Raw genomic sequence first — 18930 nt, 5'->3', positions numbered from 1 at the left:
TGGCCAGGCCCCCGCCAGGAGGGCTTCAATCCCGAAGGACTCGAACCGAGGCTCGCGTATGTGGAACGGAAGTGGGTGGTGCTCCAGGGTGGCCGTGGGGCTGTTGGCGCTCGCGCTCGCATGTCGTCCGGCCCCGAGGCCCCCTTCGGACGCGCCCAAGGGGGTGCTTCAAGCGGAGGGGGGCCAGTGTCACACGATGGTGCTGAAGGGAGACGGCTCCGTCTGGGCTTGGGGTTGTAACGACTTCAGCCAGCTTGGGGACGGCACGACCACCCAGCGCGCCACGGCGGAGCAGGTGCGGGGCCTCTCCGGCGTCACCGCCATTTCGGCGGGCGTCGTTCACACCGCGGTGCTCAAAGGAGACGGTACCGTTTGGGCCTGGGGTTACAACACGGCCGGCGGACTCGTGGACGCCACCGGCACCCACCGCGCCACTCCCGTGCAGGTGCAGGGACTCTCCGGCGTCACCGCCATCTCGGCGGGCCGCTCGCTCACGGTGGCATTGAAGGGCGATACCGTCTGGACCTGGGGTGACAACACCGAAGGACAGCTCGGGGATGGCACGACCCTGCCCCGCACGACTCCGGTCCAGGTCCAGGGCCTCTCGGGAGTCACCGCCATTTCGGCGGGCGGCTGGCACACGCTGGCGCTCAAGGGGGACGGCACCGTTTGGACGTGGGGCAGCAACGACGACGGCCAACTCGGGGACGGCACCACCCTCCCCCGCTTCACTCCGGTGCAGGTGCAAGGCCTCTCCGGCGTCACCGCCATTTCAGCAGGAGACGATTTCTCGGTCGCGCTCAAGGGAGACGGGACTGTCTGGGCCTGGGGCAAAAGCTCCTTTGGCCGGCTTGGAGACGGCACCTATACCGACCACCACACCCCCGTGCGGGTGCGGGGCCTCTCCGACGTCATCGCCATTTCAGCCGGCAGTGGTTTCTCGATGGCTCTGAAGAGGGACGGCACTGTCTGGGTTTGGGGCTTCATTCATGCCGGCTCTTCCACCGATCTACATCCGGCTCCGGTGCAGGTGCAGGGCCTCTCCGGCGTCATCGCCGTTTCAGCGGGTGACATTCACGCGATGGTGCTCAAGGGAGACGGCACGGTATGGACCTGGGGCAGACCCCCCCGCCACTCCCCCGTACGGGTGCAGGGTCTCTAGTCCGCATGCTGCCCGCCTTCCGCGCCTCGTACCCGTTCGCCACGAGCATGCCCGTCATCAACGGCGAGGTGTCGGAACGAGTCCTTTGACACCTTCCCCAGTTCTCAACTGGCCCGCCTGCGCAGCTCGCTCCACGCCTCGTTGAGTCGGCGCGTCTCTTCCGTTGCCAGCGCCTGGAGCTTCGGACCCAACTGCGCCACCTTGTCCGGATGGTACTGGGTGATGAGGGCGAGGTAGACCCGCTTCACCTCGGAGAGGGGCGTGCCCGGAGCCACGCCGAGCACCTCCCACGGGCTGCTGGGGGGCGGAACGTCCCGGGCCGCGGGAGGCTCGTCTTCGTCCTCCGGAGCCTCATCCGTGCGGGGCTCGGAAGCAGGGGGCACGTCTTCCGAGACGGGAGAAGCCCCGAGCTCCCCTCCACACGTCGAGCACAACAGCAGCTCACGTACGCCGGGGCCACCGGCCTTCGGTAGCGTGTAGTCGCCGAAGCATTCGCCACACACCATCCGCCCGCAGTGCTCGCAGCGCGCGGCGCACTCCGCCTCCTCGAGCGGTGCGCCGCACTCGAAGCAATCCTCGGGCAGCGGTGCCTCTTCGCCACACGACACGCAGAAGGCCCAGGTGGGCTCGAGCTTCGCCTCGCACTCCACGCAGGCGGGCGCGTCCGGCTCCGGAGAGGGTTGCCAACGCTGCGCCGCCGCACACCAGGGGCAGTACGGCATGAGCCAGGCCACCTGCCCCTGGCACTTCCGGGAGCGGCAGTCGAAGGCGAGTGCGTAGCCCTCGGCGGTGTCCCCCGGTTCGTTGTCCTCACCGAAGGATTCGCCGCAGGCCCAGCAGCAGTTGAAGGCAAGATGGGAGGGCGCTCCGCACGCGTCGCACACGGGGTTGTCGTGCTCGGCCTCCCAGGGCAGCTCGGCGCCGCAGGTGGGGCAGCACCGCATCCACCGCACCGCATGGGGATGCGCGCAGGCCGCCTGCTTCGCCCGTCTGCGCCGCCCCGGTGGCTCGGGGAAGGACGGCTGCTCCCCGCGAGCCGTGGACGCATCCCACAGACAACTGGCGCAGGCCTTCCCCCGGGACATTCGCGGGGTGGGGCCGCCGTTGGGAGGCGAGCCCGGGTGCAGGCAGGCCTGGCACACGGCCTCACCACACACATCGCAGTCCCCCGCGAGGCGGCGGCCACCGAAGCCCAGAAGGGCAGGCGTCAGGACCTCCTGGCAGCACGGGCACGCGGGCATGAGGGGCGCAGGATAGCAGCGCCCAAGGGCCAGGCGATTTCTCGCTCACCGCAGGGCTTCAACCGGCCATCGCGCGCAACCACTTCCAATCCACATCCAGGTGGCGGATATCTTCTTCGAGACGCGCTTCCTCTTCTGGCGGGAGCAGTCCGGCGGCAGCACGAAGGCTGGTATACGCACCCCCCCTGAGCTCAGCGGCCGCGCTTTCATCCAGCGCGACACGCGCGAGCACCCTGAACGACTGCTCATCAGGGTGGCCCCATCGCTCGACCATCGAACCGATGGAGCGGGCGGCGATGATCTGCACCTCCAGCTCCTTCTCCTGTCCCTCCAGCATCGCCCGGAGCATGGGGAGCGTACGCAGGTGTCCCCAATGGAGGCACAGAGCCCAGACGGCCTCATACCGCAGCTCGGAATCCAGGCTCTTCATCAACTCCAGCCCAGCATCCACGACCTCATCGGAGGGTGGGGTCTCCTTGTCCAGCTTGAGCTCACGGAGGGCTTCAAGGACCTCCTCTTTGTCATGGGAGGTCAGGTGCCGTACTCGTTCTCTATCGTCCATGTGACCCTCCTCCAGAAAGAGCATTCTCCATCCGAGCCCGACACCTTCCACGGGACGCCGCCCTGAAGGAGCCGTGCCCCAGTCACCCGAAAACAACCGCGCCGCTGCACAACCCTACATTTGCGGTGATGGCAAGGAACGGCATTCAAAGGGAATGAGCAGCCGACTTTTCAGCCAGTCTTCATCCCACATGGAATGTTCGGAGTTGAAGGTGAGTTTCCCGCCGAGCCGCTGCAGGACGATGCTCTCTCCATTCACCAGGAGAACCGCGTCTTGAGCATGCTCCAACAGGAGCAGGGCCGCATCCAGCAGGATCTTCCTGAAACCATCATACTGCTCCGGGTCCTTGGGGTAGCGAAAACCAACCGTCAACGCTGGAGTGAAATGGAATGCGTCCGCGATGATTTCTTTCGCCAGCGTGCCCGGTTCCGTGGCATGGATGGTGACTGAAGCGTCGAACAAGAAAAACCGATCTTCCCCCCAGACCAACCCAGGGAACCGACTGGACAGCAGTTCCAATGCCCGTGTGGTTGTCAAACGGGTTGCCAGCTCGAGGAAATAGTCGATTGCCATTCCATCCTCCCAGCCTGGTACCTCATGGATATACCCATACGATTTTCCCGCCCTTGAGCACGAGCATCTGACTCAAACCCGGAATGGGATTCTCCAAGAGTCCCTTCTGGAGAGCATCAAGCGTCAACCTGCTGTCGTCGAGATTGAGAACAATCCGGTCTGCCTGGTGCTCGTTCACTTTTTTGGAGACTGTGTACAGGACATTACGCAGATTATCAGTCCTGGGGGCGTAGCAGTCCGCGTATTCTCCATTCAGCTTATAATCAGGTTCTTTGTTGTAGCGATTCCGGGGAGGGTTCTGCTCCACATCATAGCCGTTGTCGGCGAGGGTGCGGGCCGATTCATTCTCCCGCTCAATGGCCTTCAGGTTGTCCTCGTGCTTCTCGTTGGGGCCCGGTTTGGTGGGTTGTCCGGTGAGACGCCCCTTCCTGGGCGGTGGAGCCTCGCTGCCCGAATCCAGGGCACTGGCAGCCACCGCCGTGGGCGCCAGCCCCACCACCAGTCCCCTGGCCCCCAGCACCACGGTCCTCACCTGCCCCGCTGATGCCAGACTCACCCGCGTGCGCGCCGCGGACGCTAGCGCCGCCTGATTGAAACCGGGCAGCTTCGGCCCTCTGCCCACGAAGCTCGTCTGCCCCCCGATGGCCGCCACCGCCAGCAGGAGGAACACGCGCATGCCGTTGTCCCCCAGCACCCGGCCAAAGCGCTCGCCCGCCTGTTTCACCTCCTCCACCGTCCTCGCCCGTTCGGACTCCTCCAGCAACACCCACCCCGCCTTCACCATGGACCACACCGGCCCCAGCCCCAGGTACGCCACCAAATACACCGTGAGCACCGCCGCCAGTCCCTTCGTCACCGGGTCGGGCATCATCAACGTCAGCAGATAGGTGCTCATCGCCGTGTACACCATCACCTTGAAGGCCACCGGGTCGACGAGCTCACCGAGGGGCCCCCTCGCCCCCGCCCAGACGCTGTCCATGGCGAACGAGAGCGCCAGCCGCAGGCGCTCCAGCGTCTCCGGAGGTGGCGCGTTCTCAGGCAGCATGAGGCACCCTTCCGGCGGCTCCGAGGGCGAGCACTGCCTCCGTAGCAACTGCTGGAGCGGATCCCGTGTCCCTCCCCAGGCGGCAAGAACCACCCCGCCCTCCCGTTGCGGCGGCGAGAGTGTCAACGGCATGAGCAGCACCAGTTGCGTCATGGCCTGGACGAACTCCTCCTGACGGATCTCCAATGGCGGGGGCTCGGCGGCCTGAGGTCTGTGGACGATGACCGGGCCCCGGCCCGTATCCAGGCGAACCCAGGGCCCACTCACACAGCCCGCCATCCAGGGCACCAGCAGCAACAACCCAAGTCCACGCCACCTGTTGCGCATGTGCACTCCCTCACCTCCTATTGGGTAGGCACAACGGGTCAGGACTCTAAAGAGCACGTCCGACACGGACGGCGGGTGGACGCGTACGAGGCTCGTCACCCTACTGCGGACGTGGGATGGCCGGGGCGGGACATGAAGACCTGTATGGTCATCCGCCACACCGCCGTGCTAGGAACCCGGGCTCGGGAGGACTCCATGAAAAAAGAAGACAACCCGTGGAACGGAAGCTCGGTGGGGCCGTATCGCGTCGGCCTGCGCTATCGCGCCATCGGCGGCGGACTGGGGCGCCTGTACGAGGCGCGTCACAGCGAGACGGGCAAACCGGCCCTGGTGCTCATGCCCGGACCCAAAGGAGATCTGCGGGCCGAAGAGGACTGGCAGGTGCGCGCCACCGCCAACGTCACCCCGCCCTACCTCGCGCTGGAGGTGGAGCACGCGCCCGCGAACGGACAACCGCGGCAGCTGACATGGATGCTCGAGCGTTGGGCCGCGGCCCTCGTGCGCATCGACACCCGGCCGGAAGCGTGCGCCCACCTGACGGGAGGCGCGAAAGAGATTCGTCCGCGTCCGGCGGGCCGGCTCGGTTCGCCCGGTGGTGCCCTGGGGCTGGCCTCGCTGCTCGCTCTCGCGGTGCTCCTCTGGCCTCGGGCCACCGTGCACCTGCAGGCGGTGCGCTCCCAGGAAGTGCGCTCCATGGCGGAGAAGCCAATCTTCACCGGTTTGAGTGACGGGGCCGTGACAGGGATTGAGGGCTTCCCCATGCCCGACAAGCCCTTCGCGGAACAGAAGAAGCCTCCGTGCGATGCGCTCGTGGGTGAAGTCGAACTCCGAGGTGGGTGCTGGCTCGAATTGGCCAAGCGCCCGCCGTGTCCCAAGGGCGCAGCCGATTACCAGGGCAAGTGCTACGTCGCGGTGGGAGCCACGCCCCGCGCCCCTACTTCCATCGGCCCCTGATGTTCCCTCTTCCCTCGGGCGAGGCTCAGGGTGCGGGTGCCCGAGCCCGTTCTTCAATCCGTGGCCCCCGGTGGGGGCAACGGGTTCAACCCGGGTTCACCCGATACCCTCACCCCGTCCCTCTCCCGGAGGGCGAGGGGAAATGGACGCGATTTTCAGCGTGCGCAGCTCGGCCTCCCGTGTGTCCGTGCCGTCAGGGCCTCGCCGGGGCGTTCTGCTTCGGGCGCTCGAGGAGCACCTGTCGCGAGCGCGCCACCTGTTCGGCCGCCGTCGTGAGCTGGCCTGTCACCCTGGCGCAATGCTCGCTGACCGTGGCGGTCGAGAAATCAAACACGGGCCAGGTGAACAGGTCTCCCTGCATGACGGGCAGGCGCACGCGCTGTCCGATGATGTACACGGCGGAGTCCGCCTTGACGTAGGACGAGGTGACCCACTCCTGGGGCACGAGGACCTGGGCAACGTCCTCCTGGGCCACGAGCTCGCCCGCCGCGATGTCCCGCACCGCGACGGCAATGGGGACCTGCTCGGAATCGGGGGCGAGGGGCACCTTCGTGGGCTTCGCTCCCAAGACGACCACGAGCACCGGCGCGAGCATCAGCAGGTGGTGAAAACGCATGTCAGCGGCCCTCCCTGGCCACACCGAAGAAGGCCTCGGCCCGCGCGTTGGCCACGGTGGCGTGCCGCGTGCCGACGGCCGAGGCGGCCTGCACCATGCAGGTTCCCATCGTGCGCGGCTGCTCCGGGTCATCGAGGAACTGCCAGCGCAGCGCGTCTCCCGGCTGCAGCGCGACCACGGCCAGTGCTCCCGCCACGGACGCCAACGCATCGCCGGGGACAAGGCTCGGCGTCGTCAGCGCGCGGGGCATCCGCCGTACCTCCAGCGCCGACGCGGGAATCGGCTCGCCCTGCTCCACCGCCTGCGTCACCACGACGACGGGCGTCAGGCCCTTCGCGTCGAACTTCAAGGCGGGCACCGGGGGCGGTGGGCTCGTGGGCGGTGGGCCACTGCGCCGCGAGAAGGCCTCGAGCGCCGCATCCCTCGCTTGCTCTCCGGCCGCGGTGTAGGCGGCACGCGCGTCGGCGACGCAGGCCCGCACCTGCCGCTGGCCCTCCAGCTGGGAGAACAGCGACCAGCTCGCAACGTCTCCCTTCACCATCGCCAGGCTCGTGGCCTTGCCGATCACCACGCTCTTGTCCGCGGGCGGGATGAACGACTCCGAGGCGTATTGCGCCGGGAGGCGGATCTCCACGAGGTCCCCCTCCTGGAGCCTCTCTGCCTCGGCGATGTCCCGCGTGAGGGCGAGGGCCGGCGTGGGCTCCCAGTAGGAGCGGAACTCGCGGAGCCGCTTCGAAGTGGTGTGAGCCACGAAGAGGCCGACGGCCGCGCAGCTCACGATGAGGCCGATCAGCGCACCCAAGAGGAAGGATCTCATGGCGAGCCCCCCGCGACGAGCCGCTCACGGATCCGCCCCACGGTCCGATCCGCCTTGGAGCGGTCCGGTTTCAGGTCGAGCGCGCGCTCGCACGCATTGGAGAGCTGGAGCTCCTGGAACGTGGAGAGCTGGAGCTCCTCGCGCTTGCGTTCCTCCATCTTGGCCCCCTCGAAGAACGCCCAGCGCAGCGGCTCGCCATTGCGGACGGGAACGGTGAGCCTCTGGCCCACCACGTACGTCGCCGAGTCCGGACGCACCATGGAGGACGTGGCGAGCTGCTCGGGGACATCGCGCTGCGCCACGTCGTCGAGCGACACGGCCTCATCGGGCTCGAAGTCGCGCTTCGCGATGACGACCGGGACGAGCTTCCAGCTGTCCTGGGTCTCCTGCCTGGCCTTCCGGATGAGGCTGTCCGAGATGAGCGCCGCGCCAACCGTGGTGACCACCCCGCCGACGGCCAGACCCACCATGATGCCGAAGGCGAGCAGTCCCTTGTGCAGCGGTTTCCGGGGGGCGCTCACGGGCGCCCCCCCGGGTGCCCGCATTCAGATGGATTGAATCGCATGGCACGCACTCTACCCGGTGCGCCTCGCGAACACCACGGCCGGGAGGGGCTCCGCTCACAGTGGCGGGCACCTCGGCCGCGGTCAAGACACGCGCCCCGGGCGTATGAGAGGAATTGGGGCAATCCTCTCACCTGAAAGGGATTGAAGCGTCAGGCCGACTGCTCCACCTGGGAATCGCGCACGCTCAGCCCTCGCGGCAGGCGCACGGTGAAGGCCGAGCCCTTGCCCTCCTCGCTCTCCACCGTGAGCGTTCCGCCGTGCAGCTCCACCAGCCGGTGCGCGCTCGCCAGTCCCACCCCACTGCCCGAGATGACCGGCGCCACGTTCCGGCCCCGGCGGAAGCGCTCGAAGATGTGCGGCAGATCCTCCGCCGGAATCCCCATCCCCTGGTCCTGCACCCGCATCCGTACCCAGCCCTCGGGCCCCGGCGACTCCTCGCTCAGCCACACGTCGATGGAGCCGCCCTTCGGGCTGTACTTCACCGCGTTGCCCAGCAGGTTGTCCAACACCCGCTCCAGGCTCGCCTCGTCCCACTTGCCCTGGAAGTCCGTGCCCTCCACGTGCAGGTGCACCGGGTGCGTCGCCCCCAACGGCCCCAGCTCGCGCACCTTCGCGCGCACCAGCGCGAACAGGTCCACCCGCTCGCGCTTCAGCGGCTTCTCCCCTCCCCGCGTCACCTCCAGGAAGTGGTCGATCAGCTCGCCCATGCGCTGCGTGCCCCGCAATATCTGCTCCAGCCGCGTCTTCACCCCGGACGTCTGCGCCTCCGGCGGCAGCTGGCGGCGCAGCAGCTGGGTGCTCAGGAGGATGCTCTGCAGCGGCCCCTTGAGGTCATGCGTGGCGATGGCGAAGAACTCGTCACGCACCGCGAGCGCCTCGCGCGCCGCCCGCTCCGCGCGCTCCGCCTGGCGGCGGCGATCCTCCAGCTCGCGCGTCATGCGCACCGTCTCCACCGCGGTGTGAAGGCTGTGGCGCAGGCGCTCCGGGCTGAAGGACTCCTTGAGGAGGTAGTCGTGGGCCCCCGCCTTCATCGCCTCCACCGCCACGGCCTCGCTGCCGCTGCCGGTGTACACCACCACCGCCGGCGCGCGCTCCTTGCACCGCTCACGCACCTCCCGCAGCAGCGACACCCCGTCCATGCCCGGCAGGTGGAAGTCCAGCACGAGCGCGTCGGGCACCGGGGGGTGCCGAAGACGCTCCAGGGCCTCCTCGGCGGAGCTGGCCAGCTCCACCTCCCACTGAGTCCCCATGTCCTTCTCGAGCGCCCGCCGCAGCGCCCGCTGGTCCGCGAGGCTGTCGTCCACGAGGAGCACACGCAAGCTCATCCCGTGGGCTCCTCCAGCCCGGGAAGCCGCGCGGCGCTGAACCAGAAGCACTCCAGCGCGCGCGCGGCCTCCTGGAGCTCGGTGGCTCCACTCGGCTTGAAGAGATAGCTGTTGGCGCCTCCGGCATAGGCCGTGCTCACGTCCCGCGCCTCGGTGGAGTTGGAGAAGATGATGACGGGCAGCGAGCGCAGCGCCGGGTCGGCCTTGAGTTGGGCGAGCACCTCCTGGCCACCGATGCCCGGCAGGTTCAGGTCCAGCAGCACCAGCACCGGCCGCGGCGCATCCACGTACGCCCCCCGCTGGAAGAGGTAGTCGAGCGCCGACTCGCCATCCCGCACCCGCACCACCGGCGCCGACAGCGGCAGCTTGCGGGCCACGCGCAACAGGGCCTCCGCGTCCGAGTCCGTGTCCTCCACGAGCAGCAGGGGCCGTTGCATCAGCGGGGCCTCTCTCCCAGCGTGAAGTAGAAGGTGGAGCCCTGGCCGGGCGAGGACTCCACCCACAGCTCGCCCCCGTGCAACCGGACGAGCCTGCGTGCGATGGCCAACCCGGCCCCACTGCCGCCTCCATACGAATGGGCGGGGTGTAGCCGGCGGAACATCTCGAAGATGTCCTCGTGGAAACGCTCGGCGATGCCGATGCCGTTGTCCCTCACGTAGAAGACGTACTCATCCGGCCGCCGCCGTGCCGGGTGGGACAGGGGCTCGCCCGGGCCGTGGAAGCCCAGCTCCACCCAGCGCGGCCCGCTCGACAGGTGGTACTTGGCCGCATTGGTGAGGAGGTTGGCCCAGACCTGCTGGATGCGGACCCCATCACACTCCACCCGGGGCAACCGCCGGGGGAGGCGCACCTCCAGCTGGTTCTCCTGGAGCCGGGCGGACACGGTGAGCAGGACCTCGTCCACCAGCTCCTGCATGTCCACCTCGCCCCAGGCCAGCTCCACCCGCCCCGCGCGGCTGTATTCGAAGAGGGCATCCATCTGCCCCTGGGTGCGGCCAGCCAGCCAGCGCACCTCCTCGAGCTGCCTGCGCCCGTCCTCGCCGAGCTCCTCGCCATGGTCCTCGAGGAGGAAGCCCACGTACTGCTGGATGCCGCGCAGGGGCTCCTTGAGGTCGTGCGCCACGGTGCCGCTGAAGGCATCCAGCTCCGCGTTGGAGCGGGCGAGGGCGGCGGCATGGCGCAGCAGCACGCCCACCAGGGCCGAGCGGAAGGCCAGGGCGGAGGCCACGTCCTCCGGCATCCAGGGCGTCCCCGCCCCGCGCACCGTCTCCTTCCACGCGTCGAAGGAGGCGCGCGGGTGGAGGCGGCTGGCCCCGGGACCGGGCACCACCGGCTTCTGGGGATTGCCGGCCCAGGTGACGGTGCGCGCCACCTCCGGGCGGAACCAGAGGAGGAAGCGCGGGGAGGCCGCGTCCAGGCGCACCGCGAGCAGCCCGCTGGCCACGTCCGTGTACTCGGCGGCTGGCGGGTGGAGCCGGCCGAGCCGCTCCGTCTGGAAGGTGCCATCGAAGTGCTGCCCGGCGAGCCAGGTGGCCAGCTCCTTCACGTCCTCGGCGGAGGGCGTGTGGCCCACGAGCACGGGCGACTGGCCGAGCAGCAGGGCCACCCCGCCCGCGCCGGTGAGCCCGAGCAGGAGGTCCGCCTGAGCGGCGAGGGCCACGGGCAGCGTCCCCGCCTGCTCGGAGAGCCGCTCCACCAGTTGGTTCTGGAGGTGGGCGCGGCGGGCGAGCTCGGCGGACACGCTGGCGCGCTCCTCGGAGGCGAGCTGCAGCGACAACAGCCGGGCCAGCACGTCACAAGCGCGGCGCGTGGCGGCCGGGACAATCAAAGGCGTGCGGTGGTGGCACGCGATGAGGCCCCACAGGCGCCCCTCGCGCAGCAGTGAGATGGACATGGAGGCGCCCACCCCCATGTTGGCGAGGTACTCCAGGTGAATCGAGGACACGCTGCGCAGGGCCGCGCCGGACAGGTCCATCGGGCGCCCCAGCGAGGGGAGCACGGGAGGCACCAACGGCACGGGCTCGGCGCGCGCGTCGGCGATGAGCCGCAGCGTGTGGCGCGTGTAGAGGGCGCGGGCCTGGGCCGGAATGTCGCTCGCGGGGAAGTGCATGCCCAGGAAGCTGTCCATGGCCTCGTCGCGGCTCTCCGCCACCACCTCGCCGTGCCAGTCCGCGTCGAAGCGGTACACCATCACCCGGTCGAAGCTGGTGAGCGCGCGCACCGCCTCCGCCGCCGCCTGCAGCAGCCCCAGCGGACCCTGGGCGCGCGCCAGCGGCGAGAGGAGCAGGTCCACCATGCCCAGCGCCTCCTCCTCCAGGGTGCCCTCCGTGGTGGGCTCCAGCTCCAGCACCGCCAGCCCGTCACTGCGGTGCGGGACGCCGGTGAAGAAGCGGCCCGCGGCCTCCAGGCGCAGGGTGCCCGGGGTGGGCTGGGACAGGGCCCGGGTGAGCAGGACGAGCGAGGAGGCGGGGAGAAGCTCCGAGAGGGGCCGGCCCAGGAGCGCCTCCGGCGGGCGCCCCAGCAGGGCCTCGGTGTTGGCGCTCACCATCCGCAGCGTGAGGTCCGGCTCCGAGAAGGCCAGCAGCACACCGTGGGGCTGGATGCCGCCCAACAGGTGGATGGGCTCGCGCTCGCACTGGGAGAGGTCGGCTTCAGAGACAGGAGGGCGCATCGGCATGGACCTCGCGGAGCCAGGCCTCGAAGGCCTCGAAAGTATCCTGGGCCCCCCGCACCACCCGGGGAGCGGCCGCGGGGTCCGGACAAGCGCGCAGCAGGGCCTCGCCAAAGGCCTTCCACATGGGCCCCACGGACTCGCCATAGGCCCGGAAGAAGGCGAAGCCCCCCACGGCGGCGCCCTCGAAGTGGCGCGTGAGGTGGCGCAGGATGAGCTGTCCCCCGAGCGTCGCGCCCTCCAGGACGTACAGGGCGCCGAGCGCCTCGGGCACCGCGGACAGCGCGGGCAGGCCGGGGTGCTGGGGCAGGCGGGCCAGCGAGGCGCCGTCATGGCCGAGTGCCAGCAGGTCCGCCTCCAGCAGCGGCACCTTCCACCGCTCGGCGAGACGCAGCTCGGGGAAGCGGCCCTCCAGGCAGGCCGCGAGGGAGTCCTCCAGCGGGGCGTAGAGGCCGTAGAGCGCTTCCAGGTGGCGCTGGTAGCCGGACAGGGTGAGGTCCGGGGACAGCAGGCGCACCACACGCTCGGCGCGCTCATGGTGGGGGCGGGTCTCCGCCTTCAAGGTCTGCAACAAGGTGCGGGGCTCGGGGGGGAACAAGGCTTTTTCGAGAATGTCCATGGAGCCCAGGGGTGGGGAACGAGATTTGCTTCCAAGTGTCGAACTTCCGCCAGCCCTGCAGGCAAGCGAGCAAGCGGGACGCATTCTCGCCTGCTCGCCGGTTCACCAGGGGACGGATGCGAGGGGCGCGGGAGGGAAACGGAGCCCGGGGAGGCCTCACCTAACGGGGAGCGCACGCGCCCGCCTTCGCGCCCTGCCCGGCCCGGAGGGAGCCCGAGCGGTCAGGGCCCCGAGAGCGATTGCGGATCACCTGGAGCTCCCGGCACGCCCCGCTCGCGAAGCTGGACCCGGCGTGAATTCTCCCTACGATGCGCCCGCGGTCACTCACGGCGTAGCGCAGCGAGGGGACACACCGGGTGAGGCACGGCATCGAGCTGGAGAACGTCACGCGCGTGGTGGAGGGAGAGACCCACCTCGCGGACATCAACCTGAAGCTCGAGCCCGGCTCCTTCCACATCCTGCTGGGCCGCACCCGCGCGGGGAAGACGTCGCTGCTGCGCCTCATGGCCGGGCTGGACAAGCCCACCACGGGGACGCTCCGGGCGGACGGGGCCGACGTGACGCGCGTGGACGTGCGCCACCGCAACGTGGCCATGGTGTACCAGCAGTTCGTCAACTACCCCTCGCTCACCGTCTACGAGAACATCGCCTCGCCGCTGCGGCTGGCGGGGAAGCTACGAGGGCAGGAGCTGGACCGGCGCGTGCGGGAGACGGCCGCCGCGCTCCGCCTGGAGCCCTACCTGGAGCGGCTCCCCGCGGAGCTGAGCGGCGGACAACAGCAGCGCACCGCCATGGCGCGCGCGCTGGCCAAGGACGCCTCGCTGCTGCTGCTGGACGAGCCCCTGGCCAACCTCGACTACAAGCTGCGCGAGGAGCTGCGCACGGAAATCCGCCAGCTCTTCCGCAACCGCCCCGCCGTCGTGGTGTACGCCACCACCGAGCCCACCGAGGCGCTGCTGCTCGGCGGACGCACCACGGTGCTCCACGAGGGCCGCCTGCTGCAGACGGGCCGGACGCTGGAGGTGTACCAGTCCCCCGCCACCGAGCGCGTGGGCCAGATCTTCAGCGACCCGCAGATGAACCTCTGGGACGCCGAGCTGTCCCCGGAGGCGGGAGCGCGCCTCTCCCCCGAGGTGGCCTTCCCGCTGTCCGGACACCTGCGGGGCCTCGCGCCCGGCCGCTACCGGCTGGGAGTCCGCGCCCACCACGTGCGGCTCGCACCCGGAGGCCCCGAGGACGTGCGCATCCCCGCGCACGTGGAGGTGGAGGAGGTGAGCGGCTCCGAGACGCTCGTACACGCGGCGCACGGCGGGCTCGCGCTCACCGCGCAGGTGGAGGGCGTGCACCGGCACCCGTATGGCGCGCCGCTGGAGCTGTTCGTCCCGCCCTCCCGGATGTTCGTCTTCAGCCCCGAGGGCCAGCTCGTGGCCGCCCCGCCCTTCACCTCCCCTCTCTCCTCCGAAGGGCCCACGCATGGCCAGGATTGAGCTCCGCGGCATCGCCCACGCCTACGTGCCCGCGCCCGCGACCGAGCAGGACTACGCGCTGCGTCCCCTGGAGCTGGTCTGGGAGGACGGCGGCGCCTACGCGCTGCTGGGGCCCTCCGGGTGCGGGAAGACGACGCTGCTCAACATCATCTCCGGCCTGCTGCGGCCCACCCGGGGGCAGGTGCTCTTCGACGGCGTGGACGTCACCGCGGCCCCGCCGCAGCGGCGCAACATCGCCCAGGTGTTCCAGTTCCCGGTCATCTACGACACGATGAGCGTCTCCGAGAACCTCGCCTTCCCGCTGCGCAACCGGGGGCTGGGGGCCAGCGAGACGCGGGCACGGGTGGAGGAGGTGGCGGAGCTGCTGGAGCTCACCGCGGACCTGCGCACGAGGGCCAGCGGGCTGTCCGCGGACCTGCGCCAGCGGATTTCCCTGGGCCGGGGCCTGGTGCGCCGGGACGTGGCGGCCATCCTCCTGGACGAGCCCCTGACGGTCATCGACCCGCACGTGAAGTGGCTGCTGCGGCGCAAGCTGAAGCAGGTGCACGAGCAGCTGAAGATGACGCTCGTGTACGTGACGCACGACCAGGTGGAGGCGCTGACGCTCGCGGACCGGGTGGTGGTGATGAACCAGGGGCGCGTGGTGCAGGTGGGCACGCCGCAGGAGCTGTTCGAGCGCCCGGCGGACACCTTCGTCGGCTACTTCATCGGCAGCCCGGGGATGAACCTGCTGGCGTGCACGGTGGAGGAGGACGCGGTGGTGGTGGAGGGGCAGCGGCTGGCGCTGGACGCGGGCGTGTGCACGCGGGCGCGGTCCGCGGGGGGCGAGCCGCGGCTCGGCATCCGCCCCGAGTTCCTCCGGCGCGTACCCGAGGGCACGCCATCCTCGGTGCGCGTCGAGGTGACGCAGGTGGAGGACCTGGGGCGGCACAAGCTGGCCACCGCGCGGCTGGGGGCGCAGGCCCTCAAGGTGCGGCTGCCCGAGGAGGAGCGGCTCGCGCCGGGTGAGACGTGCTGGCTGGAGCTGCCGCCCCGCTGGACGACGCTGTACGCCGGAGGCCGGGCCATCCCATGAGCAAACCCACGAATCAGCGCGCCTGGCTGCTGGTGCTGCCCGTGCTGGTGGCCGTCGCCTTCAGCGCCATCATCCCGTTGATGACGGTGGTGAACTACTCGGTGCAGGACATCCTCGGGCCGGAGCAGCGGGTCTTCGTGGGCACGGAGTGGTTCCGCAAGGTGATGAGGGACCCCGAGCTGCACGGGGCGCTGCGGCGGCAGCTCGGCTTCTCGCTGGCGGTGCTGGCCCTGGAGATTCCGCTCGGCGTGGCGCTGGCGCTGGTGCTGCCCAAGGAGGGCCGCGCCGCCTCCGTGTGCCTGGTGCTGCTGGGCCTGCCCCTGCTCATCCCCTTCAACGTGGTGGGCACCATCTGGCAGCTCTTCGCCCGCGGGGACATCGGCCTCTTCGGCGTGGCCATCAACGCGCTCGGCTTCTCCTACAACTACACGTCCAACGCGCTGGATGCCTGGCTCACGGTGCTGCTCATGGACGTCTGGCATTGGACGCCGCTGGTGGCCCTGCTCTGCTACGCGGGCCTGCGCGCCATCCCCGAGGCCTACTACCAGGCGGCCCGCATCGACGGCGCCTCGGCCTGGGCCACGTTCCGCTTCATCCAGCTGCCCCGGCTGCGCGGCGTGCTCACCATCGCCGTGCTGCTGCGCTTCATGGACAGCTTCATGATCTACACCGAGCCCTTCGTCCTCACCGGCGGCGGGCCCGGCAACGCCACCACCTTCCTGAGCCAGTACCTCACGCGGCTCGCGGTGGGCCAGTTCGACCTGGGCCCGGCGGCGGCCTTCTCGCTCGTCTACTTCCTGGTCATCCTGCTGTTCAGCTACGTCTTCTATACCGCCATGACGGGCTCCAAGACGGGCTCCAAGGAGGCGCGATGAGACGCCTCGCCGTGCCCCTCTACCTGCTGCTGAGCTTCGTCCCCATCTACTGGCTGGTGGGCATGTCGTTGAAGACGAACGAGGAGATCCTGGGGGGCTTCACCCCTTGGCCCCGGAATCCCACGCTGGCCAACTACGTCACCATCTTCACCGACCCGGCCTGGAGCGACGGCTACCTCAACTCGCTCACGTACGTGGGCATCAACACCGTGCTCTCCGTGCTGCTGGCGCTGCCCGCGGCCTATGCCTTCTCGCGCTACCGCTTCCTCGGCGACTCGCACCTCTTCTTCTGGCTGCTGAGCAACCGCATGTCGCCCCCGGCCGTCTTCCTCCTGCCCTTCTTCCAGCTCTACTCGAGCATCGGCCTGTTCGACACGCCCTGGGCCGTGGCCTTCGCGCACATGCTCTTCACCGTGCCGCTGTCGGTGTGGATTCTGGAGGGCTTCATGTCCGGCGTGCCGCGCGAAATCGACGAGACCGCGTACATCGACGGGTACAGCTTCCCCCGCTTCTTCGTGCGCATCTTCCTGCCCCTCATCCGCTCGGGCGTGGGCGTGACGGCGTTCTTCTGCTTCATGTTCAGCTGGGTGGAGCTGCTGCTGGCGCGCACGCTCACCTCCGTGGACGCCAAACCCATCGTCGCCACCATGACGCGCACGGTGAGCGCCGCCGGCATGGACTGGGGCCTGCTCGCCGCCGCAGGCGTGCTGACGCTCGTGCCGGGCGCGGTCGTCATCTACTTCGTGCGCAACTACATCGCCAAGGGCTTCGCCCTGGGAAGGGTGTGAGCCGCCATGGACCTGGAATGGATGGCCTGGACCGCTCCGACGGCCGGCTTCTTCGTGGTCATCGTGCTGCTGCTCACCGCCTATACCGTCTGGGGAATCCGCTCCCCTTCCCTGCCCCGCCGGGGCCTGCTGCCCATGGCCACCACCCGCGGAGACCGCCTCTTCGTCGGGCTCATGGGCAGCGCCTTCATCCACCTCGCCTGGGTGGGGTTGACGGATGTGTCTGTCTGGTTCGCTTCAGGTCTGTCGTTGCTGTTCATGATCTTCATTGCTCGCTGGGGGTAACCCGTTGAAGAACGCGTTGAGATGGACGCTGGCCTTGGCCTTGGCAGTCCCCGTCGTCGGGTGCAAGAAGGAGTCGAAGCCGGAGGAGGGCGGCAAGCCCGCCGCCACCGCGCAGCCTCAGCAGGTAGACCTGGCCGCGCTGGAGAAAGCCGCCGAGAAGTGGGTGGACCAGGAGTTCCAGCCGAGCACCCTCTCCCGTGAGCAGCAGCTCGCGGAGCTGAAGTGGTTCCGCGAGGCCGCCGCCCCCTACCGCGGGCAGACCATCAACGTGGTCTCGGAGACGATCGACACGCACGACTACGAGGCCAAGACGATGGCCAAGGCCTTCGAGGAGATCACGGGCATCAAGGTCAAGCACGACCTCATCCAGGAAGGCGATGTCATCGAGAAGCTGCAGACCCAGATGCAGTCGGGCCGCAGCATCTATGACATGTATGTGAATGACAGCGATCTGATTGGCACCCACGTGCGCTACGGGCACGTGGTGCCGCTGTCGGACTTCATGGCGGGCGAGGGCAAGGACGTGACGCTGCCCACGCTCGACATCGACGACTTCATGGGCAAGAGCTTCGTCACCGGCCCGGACGGCAAGCTGTACCAGTTGCCGGACCAGCAGTTCGCCAACCTGTACTGGTTCCGCCAGGACTGGTTCAGCCGGCCGGAGCTGCGCGAGCGCTTCAAGAAGAAGTACGGCTACGAGCTGGGCGTGCCGGTGAACTGGTCCGCCTACGAGGACATCGCCGAGTTCTTCACCAACGACGTGAAGAAGCTCGACGGCGTCCGGGTGTACGGCCACATGGACTACGGCAAGAAGGACCCGTCCCTGGGCTGGCGCTTCACGGACGCGTGGCTGTCCATGGCGGGCGTGGGCGACAAGGGCCTGCCCAACGGCAAGCCGGTGGACGAGTGGGGCATCCGCGTCGAGGGCTGCAACCCCGCGGGCGCCACGGTGGCGCGCGGCGGCGAGACGAACGGTCCGGCCGCGGTGTACGCGCTCACCAAGTACATCGACTGGCTGAAGAAGTACGCGCCGCCCCAGGCCGCCGGCATGACGTTCTCCGAGGCGGGCCCGGTTCCCGGCCAGGGCAACGTGGCACAGCAGATCTTCTGGTACACGGGCTTCACCGCGGCGCTGAGCAAGCCGGGGCTGCCGGTGGTGAACGCGGACGGCTCGCCCAAGTGGCGCATGGCGCCCTCGCCGCACGGCCCCTATTGGCAGGAGGGCATGAAGCTCGGCTACCAGGACACCGGCTCGTGGACGATGCTCAAGAGCACCCCGCTGGAGAGGCGCAAGGCCGCGTGGCTGTACGCGCAGTTCACGGTGGCCAAGACCACGTCCCTGAAGAAGTTCCTCGTGGGCCTGACGCCCATCCGTGACTCGGACATCCGCTCCGAGCACGTGACGAAGGTGGCGGACCGCTACGGCGGCCTGGTGGAGTTCTACCGGAGCCCGGCGCGCGTGGCGTGGACGCCCACCGGCACCAACGTGCCGGACTACCCGAAGCTCGCGCAGCTGTGGTGGCAGAACATCAGCCTGGCCGTCGAGGGCGAGAAGACGCCGCAGCAGGCCATGGACTCGCTGGCCGAGCAGATGGACGACGTGCTCGGCCGCCTGGAGCGCGCGGGCATGCAGAACTGCCCGCCCAAGCTCAACCCGAAGAAGGAGCCCAAGGAGTGGCTCGACGCGCCCGGCGCTCCCCACGCGAAGCTCGCCAACGAGAAGCCCAAGGGCGAGACCGTGCCCTATGAGCAGCTCCTCCAGGCCTGGAAGGAAAACCGCGTGAAGTAGCGCGGTGTGTCGTACCGGGAGCGCGCACCCGCTGAGCGTGTGCGCTCCCCATTCACTCCGCGAAAAGCAGCTTTCACCATTTTCTCGGTTCTTGCGAACCTAGCTGAATTGTCGTAATCGGCCGGCCTCCGTCATTCATTCTCAAGGAGGCTC

Annotated in this window: 19 protein-coding genes; 8 read left to right on the top strand and 11 right to left on the bottom strand. The window is 69.2% G+C overall.

Translation table 11 applies throughout. The features are described from left to right. Nucleotides 1-58: 58 nt before the first annotated feature. A complete protein-coding gene (locus tag NR798_RS07295; protein ID WP_375770702.1) occupies nucleotides 59-1162 on the top strand; it encodes an RCC1 domain-containing protein in 1104 nt (367 codons plus the stop codon). A 104-nt stretch (nucleotides 1163-1266) separates the two neighbouring features. On the opposite strand, the gene NR798_RS07290 is transcribed toward NR798_RS07295, so the two are convergent. The 4 genes from NR798_RS07290 to NR798_RS07275 all read right to left on the bottom strand — a co-directional run bounded on the left by NR798_RS07290 (nucleotide 1267) and on the right by NR798_RS07275 (nucleotide 4736). Then, the gene (locus tag NR798_RS07290; protein ID WP_375770701.1) at nucleotides 1267-2247 is read right to left on the bottom strand and encodes a DnaJ family molecular chaperone; all 981 of its coding nucleotides are present in this window, start codon (nucleotides 2245-2247) and stop codon (nucleotides 1267-1269) included. 214 nt (nucleotides 2248-2461) lie between these two features. After that, nucleotides 2462-2965 carry a HEAT repeat domain-containing protein gene (locus tag NR798_RS07285; protein ID WP_375770700.1) on the bottom strand — a complete coding sequence of 168 codons (504 nt, stop codon included), beginning with the start codon at nucleotides 2963-2965 and terminating at the stop codon, nucleotides 2462-2464. A gap of 114 nt (nucleotides 2966-3079) precedes the next feature. Then, nucleotides 3080-3538 (bottom strand): SitI3 family protein, encoded by a 459-nt coding sequence (locus tag NR798_RS07280; RefSeq protein WP_375770699.1) that lies wholly within the window; start codon nucleotides 3536-3538, stop codon nucleotides 3080-3082. Between the two features lie 22 nt (nucleotides 3539-3560). After that, nucleotides 3561-4736: a hypothetical protein gene (locus NR798_RS07275; protein WP_375770698.1), complete on the bottom strand. Its 1176-nt coding sequence runs from the start codon at nucleotides 4734-4736 to the stop codon at nucleotides 3561-3563. Nucleotides 4737-5105: 369 nt separating this feature from the next. Between NR798_RS07275 and NR798_RS07270 the strand changes: the two genes are divergently transcribed. Beyond that, nucleotides 5106-5864 (top strand): hypothetical protein, encoded by a 759-nt coding sequence (locus tag NR798_RS07270; protein WP_375770697.1) that lies wholly within the window; start codon nucleotides 5106-5108, stop codon nucleotides 5862-5864. A 193-nt stretch (nucleotides 5865-6057) separates the two neighbouring features. On the opposite strand, the gene NR798_RS07265 is transcribed toward NR798_RS07270, so the two are convergent. The 7 genes from NR798_RS07265 to NR798_RS07235 all read right to left on the bottom strand — a co-directional run bounded on the left by NR798_RS07265 (nucleotide 6058) and on the right by NR798_RS07235 (nucleotide 12433). After that, nucleotides 6058-6480: an SAF domain-containing protein gene (locus tag NR798_RS07265; protein ID WP_375770696.1), complete on the bottom strand. Its 423-nt coding sequence runs from the start codon at nucleotides 6478-6480 to the stop codon at nucleotides 6058-6060. Between the two features lies 1 nt (nucleotide 6481). Further along, a complete protein-coding gene (locus NR798_RS07260) occupies nucleotides 6482-7297 on the bottom strand; it encodes an SAF domain-containing protein (RefSeq protein WP_375770695.1) in 816 nt (271 codons plus the stop codon). Continuing rightward, nucleotides 7294-7818 (bottom strand): SAF domain-containing protein, encoded by a 525-nt coding sequence (locus NR798_RS07255; RefSeq protein ID WP_375770694.1) that lies wholly within the window; start codon nucleotides 7816-7818, stop codon nucleotides 7294-7296. Before NR798_RS07255 ends, NR798_RS07260 begins: the two co-directional genes overlap by 4 nt. Before the next feature lie 194 nt (nucleotides 7819-8012). Then, nucleotides 8013-9188 carry an ATP-binding protein gene (locus tag NR798_RS07250; RefSeq protein ID WP_375770693.1) on the bottom strand — a complete coding sequence of 392 codons (1176 nt, stop codon included), beginning with the start codon at nucleotides 9186-9188 and terminating at the stop codon, nucleotides 8013-8015. Beyond that, nucleotides 9185-9625 (bottom strand): response regulator, encoded by a 441-nt coding sequence (locus tag NR798_RS07245; RefSeq protein ID WP_375770692.1) that lies wholly within the window; start codon nucleotides 9623-9625, stop codon nucleotides 9185-9187. The genes NR798_RS07250 and NR798_RS07245 overlap by 4 nt, the downstream gene beginning before the upstream one ends. Beyond that, entirely contained in the window at nucleotides 9625-11859 is a 2235-nt protein-coding gene (locus tag NR798_RS07240) for an ATP-binding protein (protein WP_375770691.1), read from the bottom strand. The genes NR798_RS07245 and NR798_RS07240 overlap by 1 nt, the downstream gene beginning before the upstream one ends. Continuing rightward, nucleotides 11840-12433, bottom strand: a complete 594-nt coding sequence (locus tag NR798_RS07235; protein WP_375770690.1) for a biliverdin-producing heme oxygenase — start codon at nucleotides 12431-12433, stop codon at nucleotides 11840-11842. The genes NR798_RS07240 and NR798_RS07235 overlap by 20 nt, the downstream gene beginning before the upstream one ends. A 401-nt stretch (nucleotides 12434-12834) precedes the next feature. On the opposite strand from NR798_RS07235, the gene NR798_RS07230 reads away from it, so the two are divergent. The 6 genes from NR798_RS07230 to NR798_RS07205 are packed head-to-tail and all read left to right on the top strand — an operon-like array spanning nucleotide 12835 to nucleotide 18777. Then, nucleotides 12835-13965, top strand: a complete 1131-nt coding sequence (locus NR798_RS07230; RefSeq protein ID WP_375770689.1) for an ABC transporter ATP-binding protein — start codon at nucleotides 12835-12837, stop codon at nucleotides 13963-13965. Beyond that, entirely contained in the window at nucleotides 13952-15040 is a 1089-nt protein-coding gene (locus tag NR798_RS07225) for an ABC transporter ATP-binding protein (RefSeq protein ID WP_375770688.1), read from the top strand. Before NR798_RS07230 ends, NR798_RS07225 begins: the two co-directional genes overlap by 14 nt. Further along, a complete protein-coding gene (locus NR798_RS07220) occupies nucleotides 15037-15915 on the top strand; it encodes a carbohydrate ABC transporter permease (protein ID WP_375770687.1) in 879 nt (292 codons plus the stop codon). The genes NR798_RS07225 and NR798_RS07220 overlap by 4 nt, the downstream gene beginning before the upstream one ends. Continuing rightward, complete coding sequence (locus NR798_RS07215; RefSeq protein WP_375770686.1) at nucleotides 15912-16703, top strand: carbohydrate ABC transporter permease; 792 nt, start codon at nucleotides 15912-15914, stop codon at nucleotides 16701-16703. Before NR798_RS07220 ends, NR798_RS07215 begins: the two co-directional genes overlap by 4 nt. Nucleotides 16704-16709: 6 nt before the next feature. Then, a complete protein-coding gene (locus NR798_RS07210; protein WP_375770685.1) occupies nucleotides 16710-16988 on the top strand; it encodes a DUF2160 domain-containing protein in 279 nt (92 codons plus the stop codon). A 34-nt stretch (nucleotides 16989-17022) separates the two neighbouring features. Beyond that, on the top strand, nucleotides 17023-18777 hold the full coding sequence (locus tag NR798_RS07205; protein ID WP_375770684.1) for an ABC transporter substrate-binding protein: 1755 nt from the start codon (nucleotides 17023-17025) through the stop codon (nucleotides 18775-18777). Nucleotides 18778-18930 lie beyond the last annotated feature (153 nt).

This window comes from Archangium gephyra (assembly GCF_042230915.1).
Lineage (GTDB): Bacteria > Myxococcota > Myxococcia > Myxococcales > Myxococcaceae > Archangium > Archangium gephyra_B.
Note: the sequence above shows the minus strand (reverse complement) of the source record. Positions and strands in the feature narration are given on the sequence as shown.